The 26,999-nt window shown below is 50.0% G+C and carries 21 protein-coding genes; 11 read left to right on the top strand and 10 right to left on the bottom strand.

Going from position 1 to position 26,999, the window contains the following annotated elements:
• Positions 1–24: 24 nt before the first annotated feature.
• A complete protein-coding gene (locus tag DESTI_RS28190) occupies positions 25–4,032 on the bottom strand; it encodes a response regulator (protein ID WP_014807996.1) in 4,008 nt (1,335 codons plus the stop codon).
• A gap of 403 nt (positions 4,033–4,435) precedes the next feature.
• Here DESTI_RS28190 and tolQ point away from each other — a divergent pair, with 403 nt between their 5' ends.
• The 6 genes from tolQ to ybgF are packed head-to-tail and all read left to right on the top strand — an operon-like array spanning position 4,436 to position 9,241.
• A complete protein-coding gene (tolQ, locus tag DESTI_RS00445) occupies positions 4,436–5,179 on the top strand; it encodes a protein TolQ (RefSeq protein WP_014807995.1) in 744 nt (247 codons plus the stop codon).
• Between the two features lie 19 nt (positions 5,180–5,198).
• A complete protein-coding gene (locus DESTI_RS00440) occupies positions 5,199–5,633 on the top strand; it encodes an ExbD/TolR family protein (RefSeq protein WP_014807994.1) in 435 nt (144 codons plus the stop codon).
• Positions 5,630–6,484, top strand: coding sequence for a cell envelope integrity protein TolA (gene tolA / locus DESTI_RS00435; RefSeq protein WP_014807993.1), 855 nt, complete (start codon positions 5,630–5,632; stop codon positions 6,482–6,484). Before DESTI_RS00440 ends, tolA begins: the two co-directional genes overlap by 4 nt.
• A 6-nt stretch (positions 6,485–6,490) precedes the next feature.
• The gene (tolB, locus tag DESTI_RS00430; RefSeq protein ID WP_014807992.1) at positions 6,491–7,774 is read left to right on the top strand and encodes a Tol-Pal system beta propeller repeat protein TolB; all 1,284 of its coding nucleotides are present in this window, start codon (positions 6,491–6,493) and stop codon (positions 7,772–7,774) included.
• A 37-nt stretch (positions 7,775–7,811) separates the two neighbouring features.
• A complete protein-coding gene (locus DESTI_RS00425) occupies positions 7,812–8,309 on the top strand; it encodes an OmpA family protein (RefSeq protein ID WP_014807991.1) in 498 nt (165 codons plus the stop codon).
• Positions 8,306–9,241, top strand: coding sequence for a tol-pal system protein YbgF (gene ybgF, locus DESTI_RS28185; RefSeq protein ID WP_014807990.1), 936 nt, complete (start codon positions 8,306–8,308; stop codon positions 9,239–9,241). The genes DESTI_RS00425 and ybgF overlap by 4 nt, the downstream gene beginning before the upstream one ends.
• A 344-nt stretch (positions 9,242–9,585) precedes the next feature.
• Here the strand turns inward: ybgF and DESTI_RS00415 are convergent, their stop codons facing one another.
• The 3 genes from DESTI_RS00415 to DESTI_RS00400 all read right to left on the bottom strand — a co-directional run bounded on the left by DESTI_RS00415 (position 9,586) and on the right by DESTI_RS00400 (position 15,524).
• Positions 9,586–10,065: a hypothetical protein gene (locus tag DESTI_RS00415; RefSeq protein ID WP_014807989.1), complete on the bottom strand. Its 480-nt coding sequence runs from the start codon at positions 10,063–10,065 to the stop codon at positions 9,586–9,588.
• 122 nt (positions 10,066–10,187) lie between these two features.
• On the bottom strand, positions 10,188–11,612 hold the full coding sequence (locus tag DESTI_RS28180; RefSeq protein ID WP_014807988.1) for a M23 family metallopeptidase: 1,425 nt from the start codon (positions 11,610–11,612) through the stop codon (positions 10,188–10,190).
• Positions 11,613–12,167: 555 nt separating this feature from the next.
• Positions 12,168–15,524 (bottom strand): protein kinase domain-containing protein, encoded by a 3,357-nt coding sequence (locus DESTI_RS00400; protein ID WP_014807986.1) that lies wholly within the window; start codon positions 15,522–15,524, stop codon positions 12,168–12,170.
• Positions 15,525–15,648: 124 nt separating this feature from the next.
• Between DESTI_RS00400 and DESTI_RS00395 the strand changes: the two genes are divergently transcribed.
• Positions 15,649–16,800 (top strand): radical SAM protein, encoded by a 1,152-nt coding sequence (locus tag DESTI_RS00395; RefSeq protein WP_014807985.1) that lies wholly within the window; start codon positions 15,649–15,651, stop codon positions 16,798–16,800.
• Between the two features lie 376 nt (positions 16,801–17,176).
• Here DESTI_RS00395 and DESTI_RS00385 read toward each other — a convergent pair whose 3' ends face one another.
• A complete protein-coding gene (locus DESTI_RS00385) occupies positions 17,177–18,484 on the bottom strand; it encodes a S41 family peptidase (RefSeq protein ID WP_014807984.1) in 1,308 nt (435 codons plus the stop codon).
• A 125-nt stretch (positions 18,485–18,609) separates the two neighbouring features.
• Between DESTI_RS00385 and DESTI_RS00380 the strand changes: the two genes are divergently transcribed.
• From DESTI_RS00380 to DESTI_RS00365, 4 genes are all read left to right on the top strand, one after another.
• Entirely contained in the window at positions 18,610–19,125 is a 516-nt protein-coding gene (locus DESTI_RS00380) for a PH domain-containing protein (protein ID WP_014807983.1), read from the top strand.
• Positions 19,126–19,300: 175 nt separating this feature from the next.
• On the top strand, positions 19,301–20,074 hold the full coding sequence (locus DESTI_RS00375; RefSeq protein ID WP_014807982.1) for an MBL fold metallo-hydrolase: 774 nt from the start codon (positions 19,301–19,303) through the stop codon (positions 20,072–20,074).
• A 64-nt stretch (positions 20,075–20,138) separates the two neighbouring features.
• Positions 20,139–20,891 (top strand): enoyl-CoA hydratase/isomerase family protein, encoded by a 753-nt coding sequence (locus DESTI_RS00370; protein ID WP_014807981.1) that lies wholly within the window; start codon positions 20,139–20,141, stop codon positions 20,889–20,891.
• A gap of 274 nt (positions 20,892–21,165) precedes the next feature.
• Positions 21,166–21,495, top strand: a complete 330-nt coding sequence (locus tag DESTI_RS00365) for a hypothetical protein (RefSeq protein ID WP_014807979.1) — start codon at positions 21,166–21,168, stop codon at positions 21,493–21,495.
• 343 nt (positions 21,496–21,838) lie between these two features.
• Here DESTI_RS00365 and DESTI_RS28175 read toward each other — a convergent pair whose 3' ends face one another.
• From DESTI_RS28175 to DESTI_RS00335, 5 genes are all read right to left on the bottom strand, one after another.
• Positions 21,839–22,834 (bottom strand): ABC transporter ATP-binding protein, encoded by a 996-nt coding sequence (locus tag DESTI_RS28175; protein ID WP_014807978.1) that lies wholly within the window; start codon positions 22,832–22,834, stop codon positions 21,839–21,841.
• Positions 22,831–23,523: an ABC transporter permease gene (locus tag DESTI_RS00350; RefSeq protein ID WP_014807977.1), complete on the bottom strand. Its 693-nt coding sequence runs from the start codon at positions 23,521–23,523 to the stop codon at positions 22,831–22,833. The genes DESTI_RS28175 and DESTI_RS00350 overlap by 4 nt, the downstream gene beginning before the upstream one ends.
• Before the next feature lie 501 nt (positions 23,524–24,024).
• Positions 24,025–24,834, bottom strand: a complete 810-nt coding sequence (locus DESTI_RS00345; RefSeq protein ID WP_014807976.1) for an ABC transporter substrate-binding protein — start codon at positions 24,832–24,834, stop codon at positions 24,025–24,027.
• A 21-nt stretch (positions 24,835–24,855) separates the two neighbouring features.
• A complete protein-coding gene (locus DESTI_RS00340; protein WP_014807975.1) occupies positions 24,856–25,710 on the bottom strand; it encodes an ABC transporter substrate-binding protein in 855 nt (284 codons plus the stop codon).
• Positions 25,707–26,660 (bottom strand): substrate-binding domain-containing protein, encoded by a 954-nt coding sequence (locus tag DESTI_RS00335; protein WP_014807974.1) that lies wholly within the window; start codon positions 26,658–26,660, stop codon positions 25,707–25,709. Before DESTI_RS00335 ends, DESTI_RS00340 begins: the two co-directional genes overlap by 4 nt.
• Positions 26,661–26,999: the final 339 nt, after the last annotated feature.

Here is a 26,999-nt window from a genome sequence, read left to right as displayed (position 1 = left end):
GCAAGTTCGGAGGATTCGCTCTTATCAGGAGAGTTCTGAAGTTATCTTCATAATCTGCTCTTGAATCACTCTTTCCACTATGGTGAGCAGTTTGGACCGTATTTCCTCACGGATAATCGAAACCACTTCATCACGTTTGGGCAGCAGGCCTTTGGCATGCTCGTCAAACAGCCCTCTTGACACACTCTCTAACCAGATACGTTCCGGCAGAGCATTGTGGATTGCTTCCGTGATGCCGAGCGTCAGGGTCTCCTGGAGGCGTTCCTTCTGCGGAAGAGCAGTGACTACGGATTTCAGCATTTGATCGGTAGTGGGGAGGAGTTGAGAAAACGCCTTCTTTATTTCAGGTTCAGGCAATACGGTGCTGATTCTGTCTTTCAAAATGTTCTGGAACGATGTGGTTGCTTCGTACCGAGCAGGGAGCAACGAATCGATCTTCTGTGCTACCTGTTGCATAACGGCTTCGGTGGTCGGCAATTGCTGGAGAGCTTCTTCCAGTCTGCTCATAAGTATTTCCTGGCTGGGAATCACACTCATGGCAGCATCGATGCGGCCCATTACCATATCGGGAGTCGGCATACCGGATAGTGCCTGATCGAGTTTCGCTTCCATGGCTTCTTTCGTGGGAATCACACGGAGGGAATTGTTGATTCTCTCATGTACTATATCCGCGGAAGGTAGAGCGGCGAACGCATTATCAAGTCGTATCCGAATATATTCTTGCGAAGGCATACCTCGGAGGGCTTGATCCAGCCGTTCGGCAACTAATTCCGGAGAAATGGCTCTGGACAGAAGCGTGTCAATCTGCTCTTTTACAAAGTTTCTGGAGGGAACGGCTTCCAACACCGAATTCAGTATGGAATTTATATGTTCCGGAGAAGGAAGAGCAGTCAAAGCCTGATCGAATTTCGTCGTTATCTCGTTATTTGAAGGAATGGCGCGAAGTGCGTCATCGATCTTTTCCAGGATCTGCGCTCTGGCAGGAATAGAAGAGAGTGCCTCGTCGATTCGGCCGATAATCTCTTCCTGTGGAGGAATAGACGATAGAGCCTCATCAAGTCGACCGATGATCTGCTCCTGTGGAGGAATGGCCGAAAGGGCATTGTCGATCCGACCAAGAATCTTCTCTTGAGGAGGAATCGAAAGAAGGGCTTCGTCAATTCGACCAAGTATCTGCTCTTGAGGGGGAATGGCCGAGAGCGCTCTATCGATTCGATCCATAATTTGTTCTTGAGGAGGAATGGACAGGAGCGCATTATCGATGCGCTGTTCAATGTGTTCCCGTGTGGGAATGGCCCCAAGAGCATTGTCTATACGTGTCAGCACTTCCTCCTGCGATGGAAGCACCGTAAGCGCATCATCAATGCGCCGCAGAATCATTTCCGGCTCAGGAATGATTGCAAGCTTCTCATTGATGCGTTTTTCCAGCTCTTCTCTTGAAAGCCAGGCAAACACTGAATCAATACGCTCGAACACTTCCTTGTCCGACGGGAGAGCGCTCAGTTTTCCATCGACTCTCTCCAGAATCTCTTCTCCGGACGGAATTCCTTTGAATGCTGCTTCGATCCGAGCGTCTATGGATTCCGGCGAAGGAATTCCTTGCAGCTTCTCGTCCAATCGTTTGGAAATATCCTCTTCAGACGGAATGGCCTTGAGCGCCTCTTCAAACTTCCCGCTAAATGCGCTGAAGTCGGGAAGCTTCTCGAAGAGTTCGTCCAGCCGTTTCGTAATTTCTTCAGGAGCAGGAATGGACTTGAATGCACTGTCCACTCGCTCTGTGATCGCTTCCGAAGCAGGCAACACACTCTGAAGTGATTCTTCGACCTTCAAGGTTAACACTTCTTTGGTCGGCAACGATTGAGCGATCAACTCATCAACACGGGTGTTGATTTCTTCGCGAGTCGGCAATGAGGCAGAAAGGTTTTGAATGAGCCCCTGCAGCACTTCATCCTTGGTAGGCAGAATTGACTGCATAGCTTCCCGGAAGACCGTTACAAACTCACTGCTTGCAGGCAGCGCGCCTTTGACCGCAGAATCCATGGAAGCGGCTACATCCGATTTCAGCGGCACCCTGTCGTCAAGAAATGCCGAGAACATTTTCTTGATATCATCCGCATCTAGCTGTTGAAGAACCTGACTGTCAGAAGGAGGCGCAGCAACAGGAGGAGACGCCGGAGTCTGAGCCGCAACTGGAGCTGGAGTCGGAACGGCTGGTTCCGGCTTTGCAGGAGCGGGTTGCGGAGGAACAACATCGGCTACGGGAGGTGAGGTCTCCGACTGCACCATCGCAGGCGGAGAAGTAAACGATTTGGCAGCACTTGCAGCAGCAGCCCCTACAACTGCTCCAGCCGCCAATACCGCTGCTGTCTCGAGAGCAGGAATTTCTCCACCTGCGGGAGCTTCCTCGAAAGGAAGACCCGGTTCCTCCTCCAAGGTGATTTCGTCAAAAGAAATATCTTCTGTGACTTCGAGCATGGGCTCTTCTTCAAGCGCCGGCTCGAATACCATATCGTCACCCAGAGCGGTTTCAATGCTCACGTCTTCCAGGGAAATCTCTTCCGCCGACGAAGGCTGATCGACTACAGCAGTCTCGATACCGAACTCATCAAGAGTAATTTCACCGGCTTGATCGCTGGTCCTGTCTTCCGGATACTTTTCCGTCGGAAACTCTTCGGTCGGGAGTTCCTCTCCGAAAAACTCCTGAGTCGAAATCTCCTCTTCGCTCATTTCTTCGAGGGTCAGTTCGTCAGAATCAAATTCCCCCGCCACTTCAAGGGGTGATTCCAGTTCGAGTTCCGCACCGACAATAGGTTCTTCCGAGTCGAGATCGATCTCCCCGGCATCTTCCGGCATACTGTGATCGACGAAATCAAGACTTTCTATAGGGACTGTTTCGTCGAGATCCAGACCGATAGACTCGGCAGACGTGACCTGAACTGCCTCCAATTCTTCCTCATCTATATCCCTTATTTCAGTGTCTTCTTCGAGATCTATAATATCGACGTCCTGGGAGGCCTCCCTGATCAAGGAATCGTCATCAATAAGCAGATCGTCGGAAGTCAGCACTTTCGAGGGTTCTTGAACATCGAGGATTTCCCCGATTTCAGTATCGTCGAGGTCTATTCCCTCCACCTTGGATGTGCTGAACTCGTCCGTCCCGTCGTCGTCCACCTCGAGATCCAGGCCCATATCATCGACATCCATTTCGACGGTGATGGAGTCTCGTCCCTGGGGCTCAGAAGCTTTCATCTCTTTGGACAGGGAAGAAAAATCCGGTATTGCCTCGCCGCCGCCCATTTCCAGGTCTATACTCTCCACATCCGTGGATTCCGGTTCTCCGAAATCTCCCGGCACATCAGAGACCAATTCTATAGTCGGCTCGAATGCAGTACCATCTTCTAAATCGTCTTCGAGGCCCATATCTTCAAGATTGAGGCGAACAGTATCCTCGTATGCGTCCTCGCCACCCATCTCACCCGAATGATCGAGTTCTGCAACCAGCGTACCGGTATCGATCTCGACGGTATCGCCAACGTCGCTCGACGGTTCGTCCATGTCCATTGCTATATTGGACATTGCAAGCAATTCTTCCGTCATGTCTCCGGAATCGTCGTCAGCGAAATCAATCATGATTTCTTCGCTGCCGCTTCCCGCGTCCATCCCCAGTAGGGATTCGACGGTTTGTCGCAACACGTTTCTGTCGATCGGTTTCGTCAGATAACCGTCTGCGCCCGATCCCTGGACCTCATCCTGAGATGGAGCACCGACGCTGCCGCTCATCAAGATCACAGGAACATCCGAATAGTCCCGGGACGACTTGATACCCTTTACAACACGTTGGACCGCGCTCCAATTGGGTGAGTCTGAGAGGACTGTAGAAAGTATGATAAGATGAGGCTTTTCTTCCTTTATGGCTCGCTTGAGTTCGGAGGAACTGGAAACACTCACGAATTCATTGTCTTGCTCAAGAAAGCGAGTTACCGCCTCAAGGCTTCGAGGATCTTGGTCGGCAACGACGATCCGATAAGGCATGGAGACCTCGCAAATTTTTTGGTAAAAAATACAACAAAATCAACGCAAATGTCAACTATTTTCAAGCCTGCGCAGCAGACTTTTAACACCGAGAATTCAAGTGAGGAACTATATCTCTAAAAAAATGTCTTTAATGTCAGCTTACTTTCCAGACAGAACGAAAATCTGTATATATATTATATCCTATTTCAGTACGAGACTTCAACCGGCATTTACCGGAATTGCCATTGCCCACCATAGCATGTCTCGATAATCCGGTCATTTAGGTCCCCTCAGTCCCTTGACTTGAAAAGCGGAGCACTTTAGGATAAGTAGATAAGTCTCTGTAACTAGCTTAAAACTTGACTTTGTCCCGATATTGGACTAAGGATACAACCCGATCTGAAGAAAGGAGAATCCATCCATGCCCGAAGCTGTCGCCTCGGCATTACAAGGAAACGTTCACGATCAGAGCCTTTGGATCATCATCATGGGAGCCGGGTGGGTCGTAAAGTCTGTCATGCTGACCCTTCTCCTGTTTTCGGTTATTTGTTGGGGCATTATTCTGACCAAGAGCATTATGCTTTCACGTGCGAGAAAGCACACACAACTCTTTTTCGACGCTTTTAGAGAATCCCGAAAATTTTCTTTGCTCTACGCGGAGGCAAAACAATTTACTCATAGTCCTCTGGCCCATGTATTTAAAGCGGGATACGCGGAATTGAATCGAATTTCCAGAATTCAGCAAGCAAACCAGACCTCTACCGAAGCAGCACAGGAACCTGAGTACGAGCGGACAGGAATGGAAAACGTCATACGATCTCTTCAGCAAGCGGTTACCGCCGAGAGGACCCGTTTGGAACGAGGAGTAAATTTTCTTGCCACCACAGGGTCTGCTGCTCCATTCATAGGACTTTTCGGCACTGTCTGGGGAATTATGGAATCGTTCCGGCGAATCGGCGTGATGAAAAGCGCCTCCCTCGCTGTTGTCGCTCCAGGTATTGCGGAAGCGCTTATTGCTACCGCTGCCGGTTTGGCTGCAGCAATCCCGGCAGTTATCTTCTACAACTATTTCTTGAGCAGGATAAATGTCATTTCAAATGAAATGGACAATTTTTCTTCAGAATTAGTCAATATTATCGAGCGGATCTACTGGAAACGAAAGTAGCTTCGGGAAGGAGAAGACCATGGCATTCAGTAACGGTTCCCGAGGCAGGGCTGCTATGTCGGAAATCAACGTCACCCCACTCGTGGACGTGATGTTGGTTTTGCTCATCATATTCATGGTAACTGCCCCTATGATGCAAGAAGGAGTATCGCTCGATCTCCCTCAGGCCAAGGGGGAGCCCATTACAAAAGATCAAAAAGCTGAAGATGTTGTTATTTCGGTCAAAGGACCCGAAAGCATCGAAGTGAACGGAAAAGCTGTCGGTGAGGACAAACTTGCCGAGTACATTCTCGAAATAACCAAGAATCAAGCGGGTCGCGACGTTTACCTTCGCGCTGACAAAAGTGTCTCGTACGGATTCTTCGTTCGGATCATGGGGGCGCTCAAATCAGCGGGCGTGTCCAATCTCGGCATTATCACAACACCTCAAGAGGAGTCCTCTTCGGGCAAATGACGCCATTGCGTGACTCATCCAGGGATGCCGCATCATTCTGGACGATAGCGGCATCGCTTCTGCTCCATGCGCTGTTCATCAGCCTCGCTGTCGTGGTGTCTTACCGGACGTTTGCTCCCCCTGACAAACCTGTTGAAATATCCATGCCCGTTCGAATTGTCCAGGAGCCGGGTCTGCCTGATACAGAAAAAATCGGCTCCGCTCCTGAAGCACTGGACGAGCCTCCTCCTCTGGAACACAGTCTTGAACCGGAAAGCGGATTCAAGGCCATAGAATCGGTGAGGGAGACCATCGACCATACGGAAGTCAGAAAAGCACCAAAAGAGGCGATTACTCTTGCGAAGAGAAAAAAGCAACCTTTGAAAGTAGAGCCGCCAAAGGAACCTCCTAAAGCGGAAGCAAAGAAAAAAGAAGAGGACCCGGCCGCTTTTCTGGAAAAACGAATGGCTGCTCTCCGCAAAGAAGTAGAAAAGAGAAAGAACGATCTTGGCACTCAGGGCAGTCGACAAGCTTCCGGAAATCAAGGGAACAGTGCTGAGGCAGGCCGCGGTGAAGAGGAATTGAGCCGCTGGCTGGCTCTGGTGAAACAACGCTCGCAGGCTTATTTTTCCGTGATCGGAGAACGTCCCGATCTCAATCAAGTGACAGTCATTGGAATCAAAATTTCCGATTCTGGAGCACTCATAGACGCTTCCATTCACACAAGCTCGGGAGACCGGCAATTCGATCAATCGGCCATGCAGGCAGTTCGACAGGCCTCCCCCTATCCTCCCCCCTCGCCTGAAGTCAAAGAGAGAATAAAGCAGGCCGGCGGGCTTGCGCTCAGGTTTACATCCAGAGGGATTCAGTAGGCACCCATGTTTCTTCAGCTCAAGAAGCATTTCTTCTTTACAGTGGTAATGGCGCTCTTGACGCTTATGTACTGCGTGCCGGGATACAGTGAGCCCCTGATTATTGATGTCGATCCAACCTTGACCCTCGTAGCGGTTCCGGACCTCGTGTCTGCCGAACCCTCCCCCATCGGCGGAAAAGCACTCGCAGATGTAATCAAAGATGATTTGTATTTCACCGGACTATTTAAAACACCCGACGTAACGCTCAACATACCCCCTACAGCCTCAGGAGAGCCTGATTTCGAGAAATGGATGGAGGCACGTGTCGGAGCGCTTATTCTGGGGAATTTCAGCACAAAAGGTGAAGAACTCACCGTAGAAGTCCGGCTCTATAACATCGCACTCAAAAAGTTGGAAGTCGGCAAACGATACACAGGGAACATAAAAGACTATCGACGAATCATGCATCGGTTCGCAGACAGAGTCATGGAGAAGCTCACGGGCGTGCCCGGCTGCTTTTCCACCAAAATTGCATTCGTGGGGGACTCACAGTCACGCGAACTGTTTGTCATGGACTTCGACGGCCATAATCTCACTCCTCTCACTCGCACGAATAGCATCAATCTGTCTCCCGATTGGTCTCCGGACGGCAGAAGCATCATTTTTACGTCATACATAAGGGGAAACCCGGACGTGTGGGCTGTAGATTTTCCAGGGCTCGGGCTTCGGCCGTTGTCGTCGCGTCCGGGCCTGAACGCATCGCCGCGACATTCTCCTGATGGTAATTACGTAGCGCTATCGGCAAACGTTAATAACTTGCCTAAGATTATTGTGATAAATGCGCAAGGAAACATGCTAAAAGTGTTGACGAACGGCAGAGGAAATGATATCTCTCCCGCATGGTCCCCGGACGGCGCTGCCATGGCGTATGTGTCAGATCAAGCGGGAACTCCTCAGATTTACGTCATGTCTTCCCAGGGTGGCCAGCCGAAACGTCTAACTTTTAACAGCAATTACAATACCGATCCTGATTGGTCCCCCCGAGGAGATCTGATTGCCTTCACGGCCAGGGTCGAGGGACGATTTCAGATATGCACTATGAAACCGGATGGAACCGATTTGCGAGTACTGACGAGCGCAGGTTCGAATCAGGATCCCGCATGGTCGCCGGATGGCAGATTCATAGCATTTGTATCGAACCGGGATGGGCGGAGGCTTATCTACATAATGGATTCCCGAGGCCGGATTCAGGCGCCCGTTTCTCCAATAACGGGAAAATCGCCGGCATGGTCGAGGAATTCGTGGTGACAAGCAAGGGTCCTGGGGGTGAAAGGAGTTGAGATCCATGCCCTCTCGTCATGTGAAGCGTGGAATATTTTTGCTGCTTGCTGTCCTCTTTCTCGCGTCTGGTTGTTCCAGGCCCATTGTGAGACAGCCCGGTCCAATTCCCGGCGGTCCGGGAGCTCCCACGGTAGGCGGTCCCGTTGAGCAAGATCTTCAAGTAGTTCAGACTACTTTGAAGCCGATATACTTTGCCTACGATAGCTTCACCTTGTCGCCCGAAGCCCAATCCGCGGCTCAGTATAATGCGGAAATCCTGAAACGCGCTCCGCAATTCGGAACAGTGTCAGAAGGTCATTGTGACGAACGTGGTACTGCCGAGTACAATTTGGCGCTCGGGGATCGACGTGCCAGAGCTGTTGTGGAGTACATGGTAACTCTGGGGATTCCACCGAACAAGTTCTCCACCGTTTCGTACGGTTCCGAATTACCGGTTGATACAGCGCACAATGAAGAGGCCTGGTCCAAAAATCGAAGAGTCTACCTGCGAGTGTCTCGATGAACACCTCGGGCAACGGAACATCAGTCCTGAAACGAGAAGGCCGACTGCCGGTTTTCCGGCTGTCATGGGTACTGATCCTGGTGACGCTCGCATTGTCCGGGTGCCTCACCAGGACCTCAGGCCCCACGCTTCCCTATGTGAAGCCGGCCCAATCAGTGCCTCATACCGATCCAGGGACTGTGCATCTCGCTGCCCGGGTAGAAGAAATGGAGAACGAGATACGGCGCCTGAGGGACATGATAGAACGTGCTCAGGCCGGTGGAAACGATCGATTGGTGAAAACATTGCAGGATCGAGTTGCTTCTATTGAAAAGCATCTCGGGCTTGAAGCTCCCCGTGAGGCAAGTGCACCAGCCGCATCCCCCTCTCAGCCGACATATCCTGAACCTCGTCAGGCTCCTCAACAGATGAGACCGGAGGCACCGCCAACTTCTCGAGCCCCGCAGCAACAGCCGGGGACTGGTCCGGGAGTGCAGCTTACTCGACCGCAGACCTCTACAAACCCTGAAGTGCAGCAGCCTCAAGTAGACATCCGGAATACGCCAATAGCGCCGGACGAGAAGGCTTATAGAGACGCTTTTCAGCTCTTGCGATCTGGAAACTACGATCAGGCCGTGATGCAATTTGAAGAACTCGTGAAAAGAAATCCCAAGAGTCAGTTTGCCGCGGACGCGGTCTACTCGATTGGAGAGGCCAAGTTCAAAATGGGACGTTATGACGAGGCAGTGCTCAATTTCCATCGAGTAGTCAAGGAGTATCCCGGATCTCTGAAGGAGCTTGATGCACTTCTCAAGCAGGGAGAAGCTTTCGAGAAACTGGGCGATCCTCGTTCGGCACGGGTAATTTACAAACAGCTCACTACAGACAACCCCCACACGGCACAAGGCCGCCTCGCCGGAACCAGACTAAAACAGCTCCCGAAGGACGAATAGTCTTCCCCTGTCTATGCAATTGCCAAAATTGGTGTCCAGTTGAAGATTTAGGAATATTGGTGGGTGCCGTGCCTCCGTGCCGGCACATCTTCAATATGATCGATGATATCGATAGAATGGACCGGCAGGGAGCAGGAAGAAGCTGTCTCAAAATTCTCGAATGCATGTAAATCGTGCCACTATTCGGCATCTTCGTAGGGGTAGGCCTAGTGCCTACCCTTATTTGGGCGGACACAAGGCCCGCTCCTACAATCACGCCGCCGGGAAAATGACGAGGAATTCGTGCCACGACTTTTTCACATATCCGACTTGTGAGAGAGACAGTCTCGGGACTCCGGTCCCCACTACTGCCCCTGATATCCTTGGGGCGCCATTTGCTGATATTGTTGCGGTACCTGCTGATATCCCTGGGGAGGATACATTTGCTGACCGTATCCCTGCGGCTGGGGCATATACTGCTGCTGAGGCATCTGCTGCTGCACGTATTGCGGCGGAACACCCTGAGGATTCTGGAACTGCTGTGGATATCCTGCGGCCTGAGGAGCCTGCTGAGGCGGATAGAACTGCATTGAAGGCTGAGGATATTGAGGTACTTGTTGCTGTTGCTGCTGTTGTTGTTGCTGAGGGTTCGCATTACCCGAATAGTAGGGATTGAACTGGTACGCCGGATTACCGGTCCACCATGCCCTTAGATCCCCGACGGCCGAATTATCGATTGCGTCCCTGCTGGCAGATCCTGAGAAAAAATAATCGAGAAAAGCGTGCGCCGGAGTCACCGCCATCATGCAGCACACAAGAATCCCAAGATATGTCAATTTTTTCATAAGATAGCCTTTCCTCGATATAATTTGAACAGATTAGTCGCAACAATGATAACGCTTCTATCATTACCAGTCAATAAATTAAATTGTAAGTTCTTTTTGGGATTTGAGTCAGATGAAGCGATTCAGCGATTATTCAACGCCAACCGATTGCCGGTGTCCGTTTTCGTGAAAGCCTGACGATTTGCATTCAGCAAGGGTTCCAGGCATTCCTGTTTCACGAAAAGGAATCGAGGTTTCAGTGGAGCGACAACTGTCTTGGGGGTCTCTATTCTTATGACGCTAAGAGGATTCACGTGCCTGTTATGAGAGAGCAGTTGAAAATCCAGGTGCGGTCCGGTAGCGAGACCGGTCATGCCTACCAAACCTATCCTGTCGCCTTGTCTTATAGATTGACCCGCTTGGACGAAGTATTTTTGAAGATGCCCGTACCGGCTCTCATAGCCATTGTTATGCCGGATAATCACGTATTTTCCGTAGCCGTTCTGCCATCCTGCGAAAGTGACAACGCCATTGGCAATGCTCTTTACCGGAGTTCCCGCAGCAGCTCCGTAGTCCACACCATTGTGTTTTCGCCAAACTCTCAGGATAGGGTGAAATCGGTTTCCGTAATGTGAAGTAATTCGAATGACGCTCAGCGGCGATCGGAGAAAACTCTTTTTGAGTTCCACTCCTTTTTCATCATAATACTGATCCTTAAACCAGACGGCTGTTTTGATACCGGTTTTCTTGCCCTCATAAACGGCTGCCAAAACCTGGCCGTATCCTGAAGGCTTATCGTCAGCGTATCTTCTCTCGAAAAGGACCCGACAGGTGTCGCCCCTCATCGATTCAGACTGAAAATCTATGTCATAGCGGAATACCGCTGCCAATTCCGATGCCAGTTTTGCGCCTTCTCCAGCACTCAAGACCGATTCAGCGAGAGATCCGCGCATTTTAAAACAAAGCACCTCAGTCTTGAAATCCAGGACTACTTCTTCTTTCCATGTTCGCAGTCCTGTAGGTTCAGAGACTATATGGTAGACATTTGACGGGTCCAGCTCGATAGTTGCTTTGAGAAACTGGTCATCTTTATTGAGACTGATGGTGTATCGAGTTCCTGGCTTGAGGGCGGTTCGAGCGTTCAGCTTGGGGTCGGAGTGTCTCTGAATTTCATTGGCGATTATGGTCGCGACGCGTTGGGCCGAGGCTTCATCCGGAATATTGTCTCCCATGAGAGAAAGCAGTGTTTCTCCCTGTCCGGTGACTTCGGTAATTTCCTGAAGGTCTTCGCAGTACGGCTTCTCAGAATCGGCTGCGGCATCCGTCAATTCCTTGCACGCGCTCTCCTCGAATTTGTTCATCGTAGCAGCGGGAAGACTACAGGAAGATGGAAAATGGTTTGAATTACCAGGGAGATAGAAGAGGCAGATAGCGGAGCAGGTTAGCAAAATCACCACGAGGGTTGCGCCCACTCTTCCCGAGAGACCGCGTTTCCGATTTTCAAAGCGGAATTCCCGCTTTACGTCGACAATATGATAAAGATGCCTTCTCACAGCCCTTTGTTCCATACTCTCCGCCAAAAATCTAACAGTACTAGGGCACTAAGTCAACGAAATTTCGGCTCATGTACAAGTGAAAAGAAAAATGTTTCAGAACTTGTCTTTTTGATGAGGAACATTTCTCCAAACGCGGTGTCGGGTACAGCATCCCATGGGTTAAGGGTGAATCGGACATTCATCAAGCAGCACAGCTTCGGGAGCAGTCGTCCGCCCGATAGAGAGGAACTTCCTGATGAAGACCGACGAAAAAAGTTGGCTTAAGGAGTATGCAGTTACGTGCAGAGTTTTTAAGGGGAAATGGAGCATCCGGCATTGTTTGCGTATGTATAACGACATTAAGGACTTGAAAATTCAAATGTCCTCCCGCTCCAAGGGAAAAGTCACTCGGCACGAATCCGCTTATAATCCATGTGAACGTTGTAAAATCCTTACCAACTACATTACTATGTTACACGAACAAGAGAATCATTACACCAACAATACGAACGAAAACACGTATGAGGTGTGGGCAGTCTGAGAGCATTGCCCTGGGGTCAGGTGACGACAGGCTGGAATCGCCCTGGATTAGGTTTGATGACTCAATCCTTTGGCGAATGCATTTGCGATTTCCTTGACGCTGTCCCAACGTTTGTCAGCATCTTTTTCGAGACAGCCCAGGATAATCGGTTCCAGCCAGTCGGGGATGGTGGGATCTATAAGTCTCGGCGGAGCCGCGAAAATTCGTATATGTTGAAATTTGTAATCATCGAATGCGGGTCCTTCGAATGGATATTCACCGGTTGCCATGTAGTAGATTAGAATGCCTAATGAATAAATATCAGCTGCTTTTTCTTTGATGTTCGCCTTTGACCTGAAAAACTCAGGCGGCATAAACTGGGGATTCATTCCAGGATCCTGCCATCTGGGTTGCTTTGGCCGTAAAATATTCCTGTAAATCTGGGAATGCCCAAAACCTGCTATTTGCAGCCTCTTGTAGTCATTGCTGACAAATACGAGATTGGATTGGAGTTGCAGGTGATATGTTTTTCTAGGTGTTCCGTCCATACCAGTGTAGTTGTGCGCGAATACCAGCGCATTCAACACCTTTTGGATCATATCCAACCTGATAGGGAGATCAGGACGCCGCTTATCCCGCATCACTCCCTCAAGGGTGCGGGAGAAGAATGGGTGCACGAGGGCATGGGCCCCTCCGAGACCACGAACGACTTCCTCCAGGGGAAGGATGTTGTCATGCACTGCATTGTAGGACGTTTCGGAAACCTGTGCCACGAACTCCTTCATAGCGAGAGGTTCCATGATACCTTTCCGAAATAAACGGATGAGCACCGGACGGCCGGTATTCACCTCCATACCCACATGAATGCTGCCCCACCCGTCCTGTACTAGCGCCTCCATCTCCTTGTACGCCAACCCTCCGGCTGTGGGAAGAAGCAGCTCCTCTCTCGCGAATTCATTTCCGGTTCGCCCGCTGGCATGACCTGAAACAAAGGTGGTAACAGCGCGCTCTTCCGTCAGGACTTCATCCGTAAAGCGGATCGCCTGTTGCGGAGGTCCTGCAGGTTTCTCTTCTTTCTTCTGCAATGGGTCAGGGACGACTGTGGGGGCGCTCCGAGGCGTTTCTGTTCTTATTACAGGCTTTTCATCAGGAGGGCCGATCTGTTCTTTCCTATCCGGTGTTTTTGCAGACCTGACCTTTGCAGTGACATCCTTTGCATCGTGAATCTTCTCGATCCTGATTTCTTCAGTTTTTTGTGGAGATTTCACCTTCTGAGGGGGCTGCTTGGGCTTCGGCCGTGCTGCAGGCGGTCTTGGCGGAGGAGTAGGCTCGATTTTCCGGTCAGCGACCTTCTTGGATGAAATTTCCGGACTGGCTTTTTTCCTTGGTTCCGGTTTGATTGCCGGCTTGACTTCGGGTCTGATTTCCGGTTTGTCTTCGTTCTTTGGTTCGGAGGCTGCTTCCAGTTGAGGGAGAGGAACAGCGGTTGCGGATTTCAGATTTCCAAGATAGCTGGAGAAACGAAATTCGGAGGGATCATGCTCGCATGCGAGTTCCAGGATTTGCCGAGCAAAAGAATCGGTCATATTTCTTGTGATAATCTCTTCTGCTGCAGAAACCAGAACTCGTGGGTGTCCTTTTTTCGGCAAATCGTGCAATCGATTCAGCTCCGCGGCCAATGAAGCGGCCATTCCGGAAAATTCTTCATCATCGGGTCGAATTCGAAGTATGTGAAGCACATGATCGAAGCACTTTTCCTTTTCCGATCTTCGTTCGTATGCTTTTGCTAAGGCCGCCCGAACAGTAACGTTGTCAGGTTCGACTCTTATCAATTTCTCAAGAAGACTCACCGCCGTATCTGTCGCCTTGCCCTGTTTAATCAATTGCTTGACTATCTTGGCATTGAGATCGCGATTCCCTTCTTTCAGGGTTTCGTCAATCATATCGTTATCGATAATGCATTTTGCCAGATCGCTCAGGTAATCATGGTTGGAACCATCGATTTCATACAGCAACCGTAGCTTGCTCATGTATTTGTCGAGTTCTCCCCGGGTGAGGTAAACAGTACTAAGCATTCTGTTAATGCCTACAGCCTTGGGCTGAAATTCCAGCACTTTTTCGTAAATTGCAACGGCTTCGGGATTCACTTCCGATCGAGCGAGATAGAGCTGAGCAATTTTCTTTATGATGAGGGGATTACCTTCTGCAATGGCTGTGGAGATTCTATTCTTCTCCAGATAAATTCTGGCAGCCTCTTCGAGGTATACCTCCGATTGATCCTTATCCAGTTGATGCAGAATGGTCAATTCACTCACGGCCCTTTTCACATCACCGCTCTCGTTGTATATGTTGGCGAGCATGCGGTGGAGGCGCTGATCCGTCCTGTCGTATTCGAGAGCTTTAAGGTATATCCTTCCGGCTTCGGGCGTTTGGGCCTTATCCTCCAGGAATTCCGTGCAAATCTCTACAACAAGCTCGCGACTGTTGCTCTCGATGGCAACATCCGTTTGACCTTCAGCAATCAGATAATGGATTGTATCCGGGAGTATATTGGGATCCGTGGTCCCCAGTGTTCTCAGCTTCATTGCATGCTGTACGACTTTTTTTCCGTCTTTTAAGCGTCGATAGATATCGAGAAGCTTCTTATGGATTTCACAACGTTTGTCTTCATCATTTTCGTGCTGTAGCAATTGCTCGTAAATATTCGCTGCCTCAGCCTCGCGACCCAGGGCGCTCATGAGTTCCACGCCAAGGCTGTAGTCGTCCAGGTTCTTCAGCCCTCCCAGACTTCTCATTTTCTCCCATGCAAGAGCGGCCTCCCGGATTTCATTCGTATTCTGATAGCATACCGTCAAGCGCCTGTACACGTCGGGATTCCGGACCTCACCACCCTGAAGGGAAATATAGCTCCTGAATTCGCGGATAGCTTCGCCGTATTCTCCGGCTCTGAACAACTCTTCGCCTCTTTTTATGGAAGCGGGGATTGACGCTACTTGCTGAGCGGTTTCATGGGTCTTTCGAGCTCTGAACACCAGAAATCCTGCTGCCAAGGCTATCAAGGCAATCACGGCACCTATAGCTATAACAGTGGGAGTCAGAACGGATTTCTTATCAGTGTCCTCATAGGGGCTTGTGTGATCGCGAAGCACAAAACCGGATACCTTCTTGTCCACGGACAGTCGGATTTCGTAAAACTCGCCTTGAACTCCGCGGACCTCGAGAATGTCTCCCTGAAGTGCGATCCCGAGGAGATCGGATTTTTTCTCAGGGTGGCTGTAAATGTTCGTAGACAGTCCGTCCGGCGCGGAAATCTGCACCGCTTCAGGAAGGTTTTCTTTTGCGCTGGCGAATTGTACGGTAAGGAATACCAATGTGAGGCAAACAGCCGCTTGTACGAGAGTTCCTCTGGCGCATGCGAGTTTCAAGGAGATTCCCTCATAATTCGGAAGTGTTTATACTATTGACCGGAAACTTGACTCAGCTTATCACGAATAGTGTCATTCAGCAAAGCGAAAGCGCTATCGCTGTCGGAAATTAATGGGAGAAACTATGGACTTATCGTTGGATTTCGAGCAAGGGCCCATCCGGCCCCCAAGTGAGGCTGGAAGCCTTCTCTTGCGCGTCACGAGAAACTGTCCGTGGAACAGATGTGCCTTTTGTTCCACATATCGTGGAAGAAAATTTTCCAGAAGAAGTCTTGAGGAAATCAAGAGCGATGTCGATGCAGCTCGAAACGTATGGGATTCCATCATTGAAATGTCGCGCGCATCCGGCAGCGGGGGCGCACTGACGCGGCAAGTGTTATCGGAAATATTACGCGATCCCTCACTTCCCGATTCCTTTCGATCTGTTGCGTACTGGATGGCTTCCGGCGGCCGTACGGTTTTTCTTCAGGACGCCAATTCGCTGATGCTTTCCACCGACATGTTGTCAGAGATTCTCCATTATGTAAGACAACGATTCCCTCAAGTGGAGAGGATCACTTCGTACGCGAGGGGCCTCACGCTGAAGGGCAAATCGGTTGACGAACTCATCCGTCTCAAAGAGGCAGGTTTGACGCGTCTGCATGTGGGTATGGAATCAGGCTCGGATAAGGTGCTTGAATTCATCCAAAAGGGCGTTCGATCGGAGCATCTCATAGAAGGCGGAAGACGAGTCGTTGCTGCAGGTATTTCCCTGTGTCTCTACGTCATTCCCGGAATTGGGGGAGTTGACCTGTCCCACGAACACGTTGTGGAGACAGCGCGTGTCGTGAACGCAATCAATCCCGCTCACATGAGATTCAGAACTCTTTATGTCAGACGGGGTACGGCTCTGGCTGAAATGGTGCAGAAGGGTCAATTCGTTCCTCCTTCCGAAGATGTGATGGTCCGAGAAATTCGGACTATCATCGAGCTTCTCGATGGGGTTACTACGACCATAGTGAGCGATCACATATTGAACCTGCTCGAGGAGATAGAAGGTACTCTCCCCCAGGACAAACCCCGTATGCTGGCCACGATAGACAGATACTTGAGCATGTCTGACGAAGACCGGCTGTTATTCCAGTTGGGTCGACGCGGTGGGGCATTGCGGAGTCTGGACGATTTTGCAGACCGTGAGGTCATGAGCAGTTTGATAGAGGCAAGAAAACAAATCGAAAGAGAAGTACCCGGGGGGATTCCCGAATACATGGAGGCGGTGAAGCGAAGATTTGTCTAGGACGCGCGAAAATATGGGGCGACCCTTCATTCCCAAATAAGGAATGCACTTGGGAGCTTCTCACCAATGTTGCATCTTCTATCGGTTACCGCAAATCTTTTTGGCAGCTATGATTCTATAGTAAGTGTATAAAACAGTGTCCAATTGCGAAAAGCACTTCTCGGCAATTGGTAGGTGCCGTGCCTCCGTGCCGGCACATTTTTCAAATACAAATCAACCGTTCAGGCCGGCAGCGACGCCGGCCTCTACCGTTCCTTTGAAGCACAATGTGTTCAAAAGGTCGGGAATTATGTCATCTGCTATATTATCGAAGGACTGTACAGGCAAGTCAGAACGAAGAGAGGCGTCCTCGAAGAAGACGCCTCCCGGGAACAGACTATTTTTCGTTTAATGCTGCAGTTTCGGGAATAGGCGGTTTCTGGTTGTCCAGCTTATACTGCTTTACCGCAATATCCGACTTGAGCCATTCCAGAGCCTTCTTCAAAACCGGATCATGCTCGGGATCGGCCTTGCTTCTGAGGTAACGATCTTTTCTCTTCTTCTGATCGATAGGTTTCGATTCTTCTTCCAGATCTGCTTCCTCTTGCTTCGTCACTTCCTGCTCGAGATCTACATCCGGGTGAATACCGGTTTTCTGGATGTGACGTCCCTTTGGCGTGTAATAATATGCCGTGGTCAATCTCAAACCTGACCCGTTCCCCAAAGGAATAATCGTCTGCACTGATGCTTTTCCGAAAGACTTGGTTCCGAAAACGACTGCACGATCGTAATCCTGGAGTGCTCCGGCCACAATTTCCGAAGCACTTGCGCTTCCTTTGTTAATAAGAACCGCAATCTTGAACTTGTAATGTTTCCCGGATTTGGTTGCACGAAAATCCATCCGCTGATCTTTGGCTCTACCATCGGTATATACTATGAGAGCATTGCGATCCACAAAGAGGTTTGAGACTTTCCAAGCCTGATCCAGCAATCCTCCCGGATTGTTTCGGAGGTCCAGAACCAAACCCTTGATCTTGTCATCCTCACCGTAGTCTTTGATTGCATCCGCGAGATCCGTCTCTGTAGTCTCCTGGAAATTCGCAATCCGCACATACGGGTAACCCGGTTCGATGAGTTCCTTTTTGACGGACTTTACATGAATTTTGGCTCGGGAGATCTCAAAATCTTTGAATTTCTTGAAACCTTCGCGCATGATGGTGAGAGTTACCTTGCTATCTTTCGGGCCGCGCATTTTCTTTACTGCTTTGACAAGCGTGATATTCTTCGTGGGCTCGCCGTCTATTTTGATAATCTTGTCACCGGGTTTCAGCCCTGCTTTGAATGCAGGTGTGTCTTCGATAGGCGAGATAATCGTAAGCACGCCATTTTCCAGCGTAATTTCTATTCCGAGTCCTTCAAATTCGCCTTTGGTCTCGACCTGAAGCTCTTTGAACATTTCTTCGGTCATGTACGATGAATGGGGATCCAGCGACTGAAGCATACCCGTAATAGCGCCCTGAATCAGATCCTTATCAGATACATCCTTCACATAATTCTTCTGAACCAACTGCATAACCATACGAAAAAGACGTAATTCTTTATAATCCGGTGACTCATCCGCGCTAAACGCGTGGACAGGCAGCACGAAAAAGCTGACTGTCACGAGTATCAAAACGGCGGATCGGAAAGATGTGGTAATCTTCATGGGAGATTTCTCCTGAGGGGTCTCGCTGAGTTTTTCAAAAAAGCTCCATGCGGTAAGTTTTGCATGTTATCATAGCCTGTCAGACGTAACAAGTGAAGAAGCCTGTAGGAAGGATCTAAAAAAAAATGGAAAACAGGGACTATCGAGTGGATTCAAGGATGATACCACCTGTTGTACTTGCGATGATTTCGGGTTTTTCTCTGTTAATTTTCGAAGGACCGACCCAAAGAGGTTTCCTGCTCATCATAATTCTCATCCCTTTCTTCTATCTTGGAGCTGAAATCTTATCAAGACATATTACTGTCGGCCCTGAGGGCTTGACGATACGGAAGTTTTTGCGGACCGTACGCGTTGAATGGCTCCATATAGAATCTTTGGATGCGATCAGATCCGGGAATAAGCTGTTCCTCATTCTCGCCACATCTTCCAGCCGTCCGATCATCATTACTAACACCATTTATGGTTTCAGAGAACTTGCCGATGCAATCCTCAGACATGTGCCGGGGACTATTGTTTCCGGAGGGGCGAAAGAAATTCTTGAACAGACGCCTTCCAAACTTGGGCCGGTAGTCCAGGCCTGGATTGTCTGCGTTGTGCTTGCGGGAGTTCTCGCAGGTAGACTCGCGGGATACGGTTCTTGAACAGATACCCGATCGGAGCAATAAGACCGGAGAAACCCTTTCCAAGAACTTCCGCAGTCTTACTGCTGCGAAGGCGCATTCATATTGAGACATACCGGCGAAAACGCTTGACACTTAGCTGACAGAAAGATAATTTTCCGGCCCGATAAGAGCATATCCTCTGCAGGTCGTACGAATGAGATTAACCCCACTGGCCAGCGGCAGTTCCGGAAATTCATTTCTTGTTGAAGGAAACGGTTCGGCCATTTTGGTGGACGCCGGGTTATCCGCCAAACAATTGACGGCCCGCTTAGCCAGTGCAGGTGTCGATCCCGGATCGCTCAAAGGCATACTCATTTCACACGGCCACTCGGATCATGTGAAAGGCGCGGGGGTGCTCTCTCGCAAGTATCACATTCCTGTCCTGGCTAATCGCCGGACATGGCAGGCGATTCACCAGGTTCTTGGCAAAGTGCATGATGTGCAGCTTTTTGAGACCGGGAAGGTATTCGAATACCAGTGTTTCCGGATCCATCCGTTTTCCGTTCCCCACGACTGCGTAGACCCTGTGGGATTCAGGATTTCATGTGGATCGGCCCGCATGGGTATCGCAACTGACCTGGGTACCACCACGGGACTCGTCCTGAATCTCATGACAGATCTCCACGTAATCGTTCTGGAGAGTAATCACGATCCGGACATGTTGAGAGACGGCCCGTATCCCTGGGAGCTCAAGCAACGGGTCCGGGGCAGATTGGGACATCTTTCCAATACCGAGAGCTCCAAAGTGCTGCAGCGTATCGTGTCTGACGAGCTGCAAGCCGTTGTGTTGGCGCACATGTCTGAAACGAACAATACTCCGGAGCTGGCCCTGGAATGTGCGTCATCTTCTTTGAAGGCTTTTCTCCGAAATAGAGGCACCTTATGTTGCGCTACCCAGAACGAGGTCGGGCCGACCATTGAATGGTGACCTACACGGGTCACATTGAGAATTGATCAGTATTATTCCGGTATAAGAAATCAGAGGAGTCCATATGGAATTCATCATCCAGTCCGTTCAGGACAACATAGCGTCGATCACCCTTAATCGCGGTAAAGTCAATCCCATAAACGAGGCTTTTGCAGAGGAGCTAAAATCCTGTTTTCAAGAGCTCGCGACAAATCCTGAGGTGAAGGCCGTAATTATAACAGGCAGGGGCTCCTTCTTTTCCTTTGGGCTCGACATACCCGAGTTCCTCGGGTACTCGCGACAAGACTTCATTCGATTTGTTACGAAATTTGCGGACCTGTACACATACGTGTTTCTCTATCCGAAACCGGTAATAGCCTCTCTCAATGGGCACACGGTTGCGGGTGGATGCATGCTCGCAACAGCATGCGATTATCGCATTATGGCCTCGGGTAAAGGCAAAATCAGCCTGAACGAAATCAACTTCGGTTCGTCTCTGTTTCCAGGAAGCGCTGAAATGCTCAAGTACTGCACAGGGCAGAGAAACGCCGAAACAGTAGCATTCACCGGAGCCATGTTCTCCCCGGAAGAAGGCAAGGGGCTCGGACTGGTGGATTTGGTGGTCTCACCGGAAGAACTCGAGGCAACCTCACTCAAAATTGCCAAAGAATATGCTCATCGATACGGGCCTGCTTTCGAAAGCATAAAGAAGCTTCTCCGCACCGATACCACAGCAGAGATGAAGCGCAAGGATGAGCTGTACCGTGATGAGATGGTAGATATCTGGTACTCGGAAAGCACATGGAAACAATTGCAGAATATAAAGATTCACGGATGACAGTGACGAACGAAAACTCAATGATCGTATTTATAGCATCAAGAATTAATGCCCGATTGAGGATAGAAGTATTGGTGGGTGTCGGCCTCCGTGCCGGCACATATTCAATATGATCAATGATATCTATAGAATGGACCGGCAGGGACGCCGGCCCCCACTAATATCTTGTATTAGAGCGTGGGATAAACGTCAGATTTTTTTGCAATCGCTCTAATGCAGCCTTTCGATCTACACTCAATTAGTTTTATGGAACGGGCTATAAGGAGCGACCGGAATGGACGAATTGGTAAAATATTCAGATGTTTTGGTCGATTTGCTTTTTGGAGTATGCTGCATCTTGGCCGCAGCACAGTTTCAATGGGAACGCAGGAACACTCTGACCATAATTGTGTGGCTATTGTTCGGTGCTGCATATGTGGTGCTTGGTTTGTCCAATTACATGGAACTTATGGCTCCCAAATGGATTGGTATCTCCAGAGAAGCATTGGTCGGCATTGTGGGAATGTGGATTGGCATCTCCGCACTTTACGGCGGATCTTTGCCACATTTTTCAAGATGGACAAAATGGGCGAGTTTGATTGTAGGAGCTGCTCTTCTGTTATAGCTGTTATCGAAAGTCTTGACGGAATCCAATGCCTGCAATGGGAAGAATCAGTAGCGCCGGCGTCCCTGCCGGCGATAACTTATTGCTTTGTTTGGTGAATTGTTCGCCGGCACGGAGGCCGGCGCTACCAATTGCTGGGAACTGCTCTTCACAATCCGTGATTACTTTCGAGAATCGGTATAAATGCTGCAAAAACGGCCCTCTTCTGAATTCAACAAAGGCCAAGCACGCAGGGTTCGGTAGATGAGATGAACCGCACGTTCACGCATCCCGTGAGGACTCGATTGATGCGGTTTGCTTCGCTCACCGGCATCCTGCGCAGACTGCCAGATACTTTCCGAACTTAGAAAACCTTTATGGAAGAGGGGGTGAGATGGAACCAGCATCTCTGTCCCAATCTGATATTGGAAACAAGAGGGTCGGACTTCTCCAAAACAATCTGGAACGATTCTTCGGCATCGACTTTGACCTTGATCTTGCCGTTCTCCAAAGTCATCGCACTCAGTAGGCCAGAAAACACATTCTTGAGATCCGGTTCGGGAGTATCGAGCAACAGCCGTATCTGTTGCGCATCGATCACCAATCGCGAGCCCGAATTCATGCGATCCGGCAAGTCTACGGATATGCGTTCGGTCCGGAAAACCGACCCATCCTGGACGAGATTGCCCGAAAAAAGATTGTCCAGAGACGCGGGCACGACTCTCCCTTGCTCGACATAGAGGATCCGATGTGCAAGATTCTGCACGGTGGATGCATTGTGGCTCGTGAGGATCACGGTTTTGCCATGTTCCCGGTTCAAGGTGGAAACGATACTCTCTGTGCGTTCGATGCTTTCCTTATCCATGTGGTTCGCTGGTTCATCCAGCAGGAGCACCTCGGGATCGAGCACCAATGCCCGTGCCAGAGCGACCCGCTGCGTTTCTCCACCGGAAAGTGCCCTGGCATACCGGCCCTCGAATCCGCCAAGGCCCACCAACGCGAGCGCCTTCAGGGCAGCCTCCGCTGCAACGTGCCGGGGAACGTCGCGTATTTTAAGTCCCCAGGTGAGGTTGCTCAGAACCGTGCTGTGAAACAGATAGGGGTTTTGCAGCAGCAACCCGACCTTTCGTCTCAATGCAAGGCGATTCGATTCAGTGCACGATTGACCGAAGAACCGAATATCACCCTGGCCGGGTTCCTCGATAAAGGCGAGCATGTGCAGCAGAGTTGTCTTGCCCGATCCGTTCGGACCTACCAGGCCGACTATTTCCCCTGCGGGAATCTCCAGGCGATCCAATGAAATCACCGGGACGGTCCCGTACGTGAAAGTGAGCCCTTCTATTTCGTACGCCGGGGTCATGCTTTTCTCCGCTGGAGCATGAATAGCAGCCCGTTGATGAGAAACGCGACCGCTAGAAGAAAGATTCCCAGAGCCATGCCCAACTCAAATTCCCCTTTGCTCGTTTCCAGGGCGATCGCAGTCGTCATGGTCCGTGTATATCCCCTGATATTGCCACCGAGCATCATGGCAATCCCAACTTCGGATATGACTCGACCGAAGGCTACGACTATTCCTGCCATGACTGCAAAGCGTGCCTCTTTAAGAATCATAATTCCTTGCTGAAAAGGAGTCGCACCCAGGAGCTTGCAGGTGACGAAGAGACGAGGGTCTGAACTCTGTATCCCCGACAGGGTTAAATTCGTGACCAGCGGCAGTGAAAGCATAAATAATCCCAGACTCACCCCTGCAGGAGTAAAAAGAAGCCCCAGTTCTCCCAGCGGTCCTCTTCGACTTATGAAAGCATAGAGAAGAAGTCCCACCACAACGGTGGGAAGCGCCATACTGGTGTTCAGTGCAAGTATGAGCGCCTGTTTACCCGGGAATGTTCTGGTGGCGGCAATCAAACCCAGCGGAACGCCCACGAGGGTTGAGAAAAAAACCGCAATCATGGAAACCTGAAGCGAGGTCCATACGACGAAATAGACCTCGCGATCCAACGAGAATATCATGCGCAATGCGCTCAGAAAGCCTTCAAGAATAAATTCCATGTTGGTACCGAGATGCCTATGCGCTTTGAAGCAGCAAGGATTCCGGGAACCTTTTTGGAAATGGACTATGCCGTTAGCTGAGGTCCGAGTTGAAAGCACCGATTTTATCAACTGTAATTACAAGGCATTGGCATTGCCGGCTCAATTGCTGTAGGGGCAGGTCTCGTGCCTGCCCTTCCCGGATGACCGGCACGGAGGCCGGTCGCTACCGGGCACCCACAAGGGATGCCCCTACGAGATCTGCATTTGCCCCGAGCCGCCAGCCCAGGAACAGTCCTTACCGTGGTTTCTCATTGATTCTCAGCTACCAAGAACATAATCCATTTGAAAATAAGATTTCCCGAACGCTCCAAAAGAACTCTTTATATTGGTCCAAATTCGGGTTTTCCGACAGAAAAGTCCGGATTCCGACCAACACCAGAAGTTTTGCAAAGATTCTTATTGCATGATTCGCGCGGGTTATTGCGAAAGATATTTCCCCCTGCTTGAGATTATCTCCTCTTACTTTCCTGCACTCGGGAAGAAGAGTTGTTTATCGTTCACTTTGAAATCCGCGATGATCTTCTGACCTTCAGGACCGGTCATAAAGTCGATGAACTTTTTTGTAAGTTCATAGTTGACGGTCGGATGCTTCTTGGGGTTTACTGCGATTACTCCGTACGGATTGAACAGAGATTTGTCACCTTCTGTCATTATTTCCAGATCTGTCTTCCCCTGGTACGCAACATAGGTTCCACGGTCAGCCAGCGTATAGCCTTTCTTGTCAAAAGCCATCTGAAGGACTGCGCCCATCCCCTGGCCCGCTTCTACATACCAGGCGCCTTCAGGTTTGATCCCCACTAGCTTCCAAATCTGTTTCTCTTTCTTGTCAGTTCCCGAATCGTCAGCCCTTGATATGAAAGGCGCTTTGGCTTCTGCAATACGCTTGAAAGCATCCGCTGCGCTCTTTGTTCCTTTGATCTTTGCCGGGTCGTCTTTGGGACCGACAATCACATAATCGTTGTACATGACGTCTTTGCGATCGACTCCAAAGCCGTCCGCAACAAATTTGTCCTCAGCAGGTCGAGAATGAACCAGCACCACATCTACATCACCGTTTTCGCCAAGTTTGAGTGCCTTTCCCGTGCCCACTGATATAACGTCTACTTTCACGTTATTGGCTTTTTCAAACGGAGGCAGCAACACTTTAAGCAACCCCGAATTTTCCGTGCTCGTGGTTGTGCTCATCCGAAGCCTGGTTTCAGCGGATACTGCACCGGAGTAAAGCAACGCCAAACTAAGCACAAGGATCAGACTAAAACATTTTTTCATCTCAGTACCTCCACATGTGGTTTACTTGTCGTATTGTTTTGCGTAGTTCGCATCGTTGTACAAGCCTTCGCCGTGCTTATCTTTTCCGAAATCGCTTAAAATCTTCTGACCCTTATCGGAAGCGACAAACTCGATGAACCGGACAGCCCATTTTTGTCCCGGAGTCGCTCCTTCAGGCTGGGACAGCGTGTGATAGGTGTTCACGAGGTACGGATCGCCTCTGAACAGAATCTTCAGGTTTGGAAGATTCTGTTTTTCCGCAGCCCACGTGCTGCTGTCCGTCATGAAGTACCCGTTTTCCTGATTTGCCCGCTTGAGAGTAGCTGTCATGAAGTCCTTTGTGACCACATACCAAGGGCCTTGAGGATCGATAGCGGCTTTTTTCCATATGTCCATTTCTTTCTTGTGTGTGCCGCTGCTATCTCCACGGGAGAAGAATTTGGCCTGGCTTCCTGCGATCTTTGAATATGCGTCTGCGGCAGTCTTTGCTTCACCGATCTTTGCAGGATCGTTCGCGGGTCCAACGATATAGAATTCATTGGAACCGATGAGTTTTCTATTCGCGGCCCAGCCGTCGGCAATGGCTTTCTTTTCGGCTGCCGGAGCGTGAACCATTATCATGTCGACTTTTTTGTCCTGGAGCAGTTTTAACGATTGGCCCGAACCTGCCTTGGTCCAGCACAGCTTTGTCTTGGTCTCTTTGGAGAAGGCTTCAGCCAATTCCTTGAGAATGCCTAATTCCCCCGGGCTGCCCGTTGCCAAAGAAAACGTGTGATCTCCTTCACCATAGAGACCGTCGCATTTCTCTTCAGCCCAAACGGTCCCGATGAATAATGCCATCACGAGAAAACCTATTGCACATGCACGTCTGATCATCCTGTCTCCCTCTCTGAAAGTTGCCCTTGGCGTTCCTTTTCAGCCCGGGCAAAAACCATTTTTCCACTGAGACTCATTTCGTAGCCTCTCAATGCTTCTCCGAGCTCTCGAAAGGAGCGTTCATGAAGCAGCGAAAGAAAAAGCTGTATGCCTTCATCAAAAAAACGATCCTTTGATATGAGCAGGTCAAAACGTTCCCATCGGATGGGTATAAAATCCAGGTCGAGCAATCCGGCGACGGCTGAAATGGCCGGTCCTGCATCGGCTCTCCCCGAGAGAACCTCGATCCCGACATCGAGATGCCTATGTACCTCATTGCCATAGCCGTTTACATTTTCCGGATCGATGCCGGCCTGCTTCAACTCCATATTAACGAGCAGCCTGGTTCCCGTTCCCGGCGCGCGGTTGACGATACAAACATCGGGACGTGCAAAATCCGCCACGGATGCGATCTGTTTCGGATTTCCCTTGGCAACGAGGATACCTTGTTCACGTCGGCAAAAATTCACGATGGCTGGAATCTCGTTCAGCGCTTCTCTCACTGCGCCAAAATTGTATTCTTGGCCTTCTTCTTCCAATAAATGACTCGTGGCGACGTGGCACAGTCGTTTTCTGAGTGCTCGAATACCTCCCATGCTGCCGAGATTTCCGAAAATAGCCACGTGTTCGGGATACTTCTTGTTGAACAAAGATAGACTGCGGTCCAACAGGATGTCATTGCTTCCGGCAATAATAAGCAAGCCGTGATAATCAGGAAGCGGAACCGGTTCATGAGGAAAATTTACCGTCTCCTTGTGAATCCAGTTCTCTACAAGGTCTTGCGGGAACAACCATTTGCCCGTGACTTTGGTTGCTGGTAACCCCTTTTCGGAGATCAGGGCGTACACCATTTTTTCGTTAATTTTTAGAAGCTTGGCGACTTCCTTGGTGGAAAGCAGGTTTTCAGCCATATGGATGCCTGAGATGTCTTGATTATTGAAGCGTTGTTATGTAGCACGGATAGTGATAATTTGTCAAGGAAGGGCAGATTTGAGTACTCATACTAACTGAAAGATACCATTACAAACCAAGAAAGACTTCGCAGCAAGAGCGTTGATGCAGGGCTCACTTGGGGGAAAAGTCAGAGACTGTCTCAAAATTATCCAGAACTACAAATCGTGCCACGATTCGCTATCTTTGTGGGGGTAGACCTCGTGCCTACCCTTATTTGGGCGGACACTAGGCCCGCCCCTACAATCAGGCTAGCAGACGACGAGAAATTCGTGCCACGATCCGGGACAAATTTCGAC

The sequence above is a fragment of the Desulfomonile tiedjei DSM 6799 genome (genome assembly GCF_000266945.1).
Taxonomy (GTDB): Bacteria; Desulfobacterota; Desulfomonilia; order Desulfomonilales; family Desulfomonilaceae; genus Desulfomonile; species Desulfomonile tiedjei.
The sequence above is the reverse complement of the archived record's forward strand: the minus strand, read 5'-3'. Positions and strand labels throughout refer to the sequence as shown.

What these genes read in the sequence shown, in the direction of transcription:
- DESTI_RS00345 (WP_014807976.1), bottom strand. Translation starts at nt 24,834, where the DNA reads ATGAAAAAATGTTTTAGTCTGATCCTTGTGCTTAGTTTGGCGTTGCTT.
- DESTI_RS28175 (WP_014807978.1), bottom strand. Translation starts at nt 22,834, where the DNA reads ATGACCCCGGCGTACGAAATAGAAGGGCTCACTTTCACGTACGGGACC.
- DESTI_RS00425 (WP_014807991.1), top strand. Translation starts at nt 7,812, where the DNA reads ATGCCCTCTCGTCATGTGAAGCGTGGAATATTTTTGCTGCTTGCTGTC.
- DESTI_RS00415 (WP_014807989.1), bottom strand. Translation starts at nt 10,065, where the DNA reads ATGAAAAAATTGACATATCTTGGGATTCTTGTGTGCTGCATGATGGCG.
- DESTI_RS00350 (WP_014807977.1), bottom strand. Translation starts at nt 23,523, where the DNA reads ATGGAATTTATTCTTGAAGGCTTTCTGAGCGCATTGCGCATGATATTC.
- tolQ (WP_014807995.1), top strand. Translation starts at nt 4,436, where the DNA reads ATGCCCGAAGCTGTCGCCTCGGCATTACAAGGAAACGTTCACGATCAG.
- DESTI_RS00365 (WP_014807979.1), top strand. Translation starts at nt 21,166, where the DNA reads ATGGACGAATTGGTAAAATATTCAGATGTTTTGGTCGATTTGCTTTTT.
- tolA (WP_014807993.1), top strand. Translation starts at nt 5,630, where the DNA reads ATGACGCCATTGCGTGACTCATCCAGGGATGCCGCATCATTCTGGACG.
- DESTI_RS00395 (WP_014807985.1), top strand. Translation starts at nt 15,649, where the DNA reads ATGGACTTATCGTTGGATTTCGAGCAAGGGCCCATCCGGCCCCCAAGT.
- DESTI_RS00440 (WP_014807994.1), top strand. Translation starts at nt 5,199, where the DNA reads ATGGCATTCAGTAACGGTTCCCGAGGCAGGGCTGCTATGTCGGAAATC.
- tolB (WP_014807992.1), top strand. Translation starts at nt 6,491, where the DNA reads ATGTTTCTTCAGCTCAAGAAGCATTTCTTCTTTACAGTGGTAATGGCG.
- DESTI_RS28190 (WP_014807996.1), bottom strand. Translation starts at nt 4,032, where the DNA reads ATGCCTTATCGGATCGTCGTTGCCGACCAAGATCCTCGAAGCCTTGAG.
- DESTI_RS00375 (WP_014807982.1), top strand. Translation starts at nt 19,301, where the DNA reads ATGAGATTAACCCCACTGGCCAGCGGCAGTTCCGGAAATTCATTTCTT.
- DESTI_RS00340 (WP_014807975.1), bottom strand. Translation starts at nt 25,710, where the DNA reads ATGATCAGACGTGCATGTGCAATAGGTTTTCTCGTGATGGCATTATTC.
- DESTI_RS00380 (WP_014807983.1), top strand. Translation starts at nt 18,610, where the DNA reads ATGGAAAACAGGGACTATCGAGTGGATTCAAGGATGATACCACCTGTT.
- DESTI_RS28180 (WP_014807988.1), bottom strand. Translation starts at nt 11,612, where the DNA reads ATGGAACAAAGGGCTGTGAGAAGGCATCTTTATCATATTGTCGACGTA.
- DESTI_RS00385 (WP_014807984.1), bottom strand. Translation starts at nt 18,484, where the DNA reads ATGAAGATTACCACATCTTTCCGATCCGCCGTTTTGATACTCGTGACA.
- DESTI_RS00335 (WP_014807974.1), bottom strand. Translation starts at nt 26,660, where the DNA reads ATGGCTGAAAACCTGCTTTCCACCAAGGAAGTCGCCAAGCTTCTAAAA.
- ybgF (WP_014807990.1), top strand. Translation starts at nt 8,306, where the DNA reads ATGAACACCTCGGGCAACGGAACATCAGTCCTGAAACGAGAAGGCCGA.
- DESTI_RS00370 (WP_014807981.1), top strand. Translation starts at nt 20,139, where the DNA reads ATGGAATTCATCATCCAGTCCGTTCAGGACAACATAGCGTCGATCACC.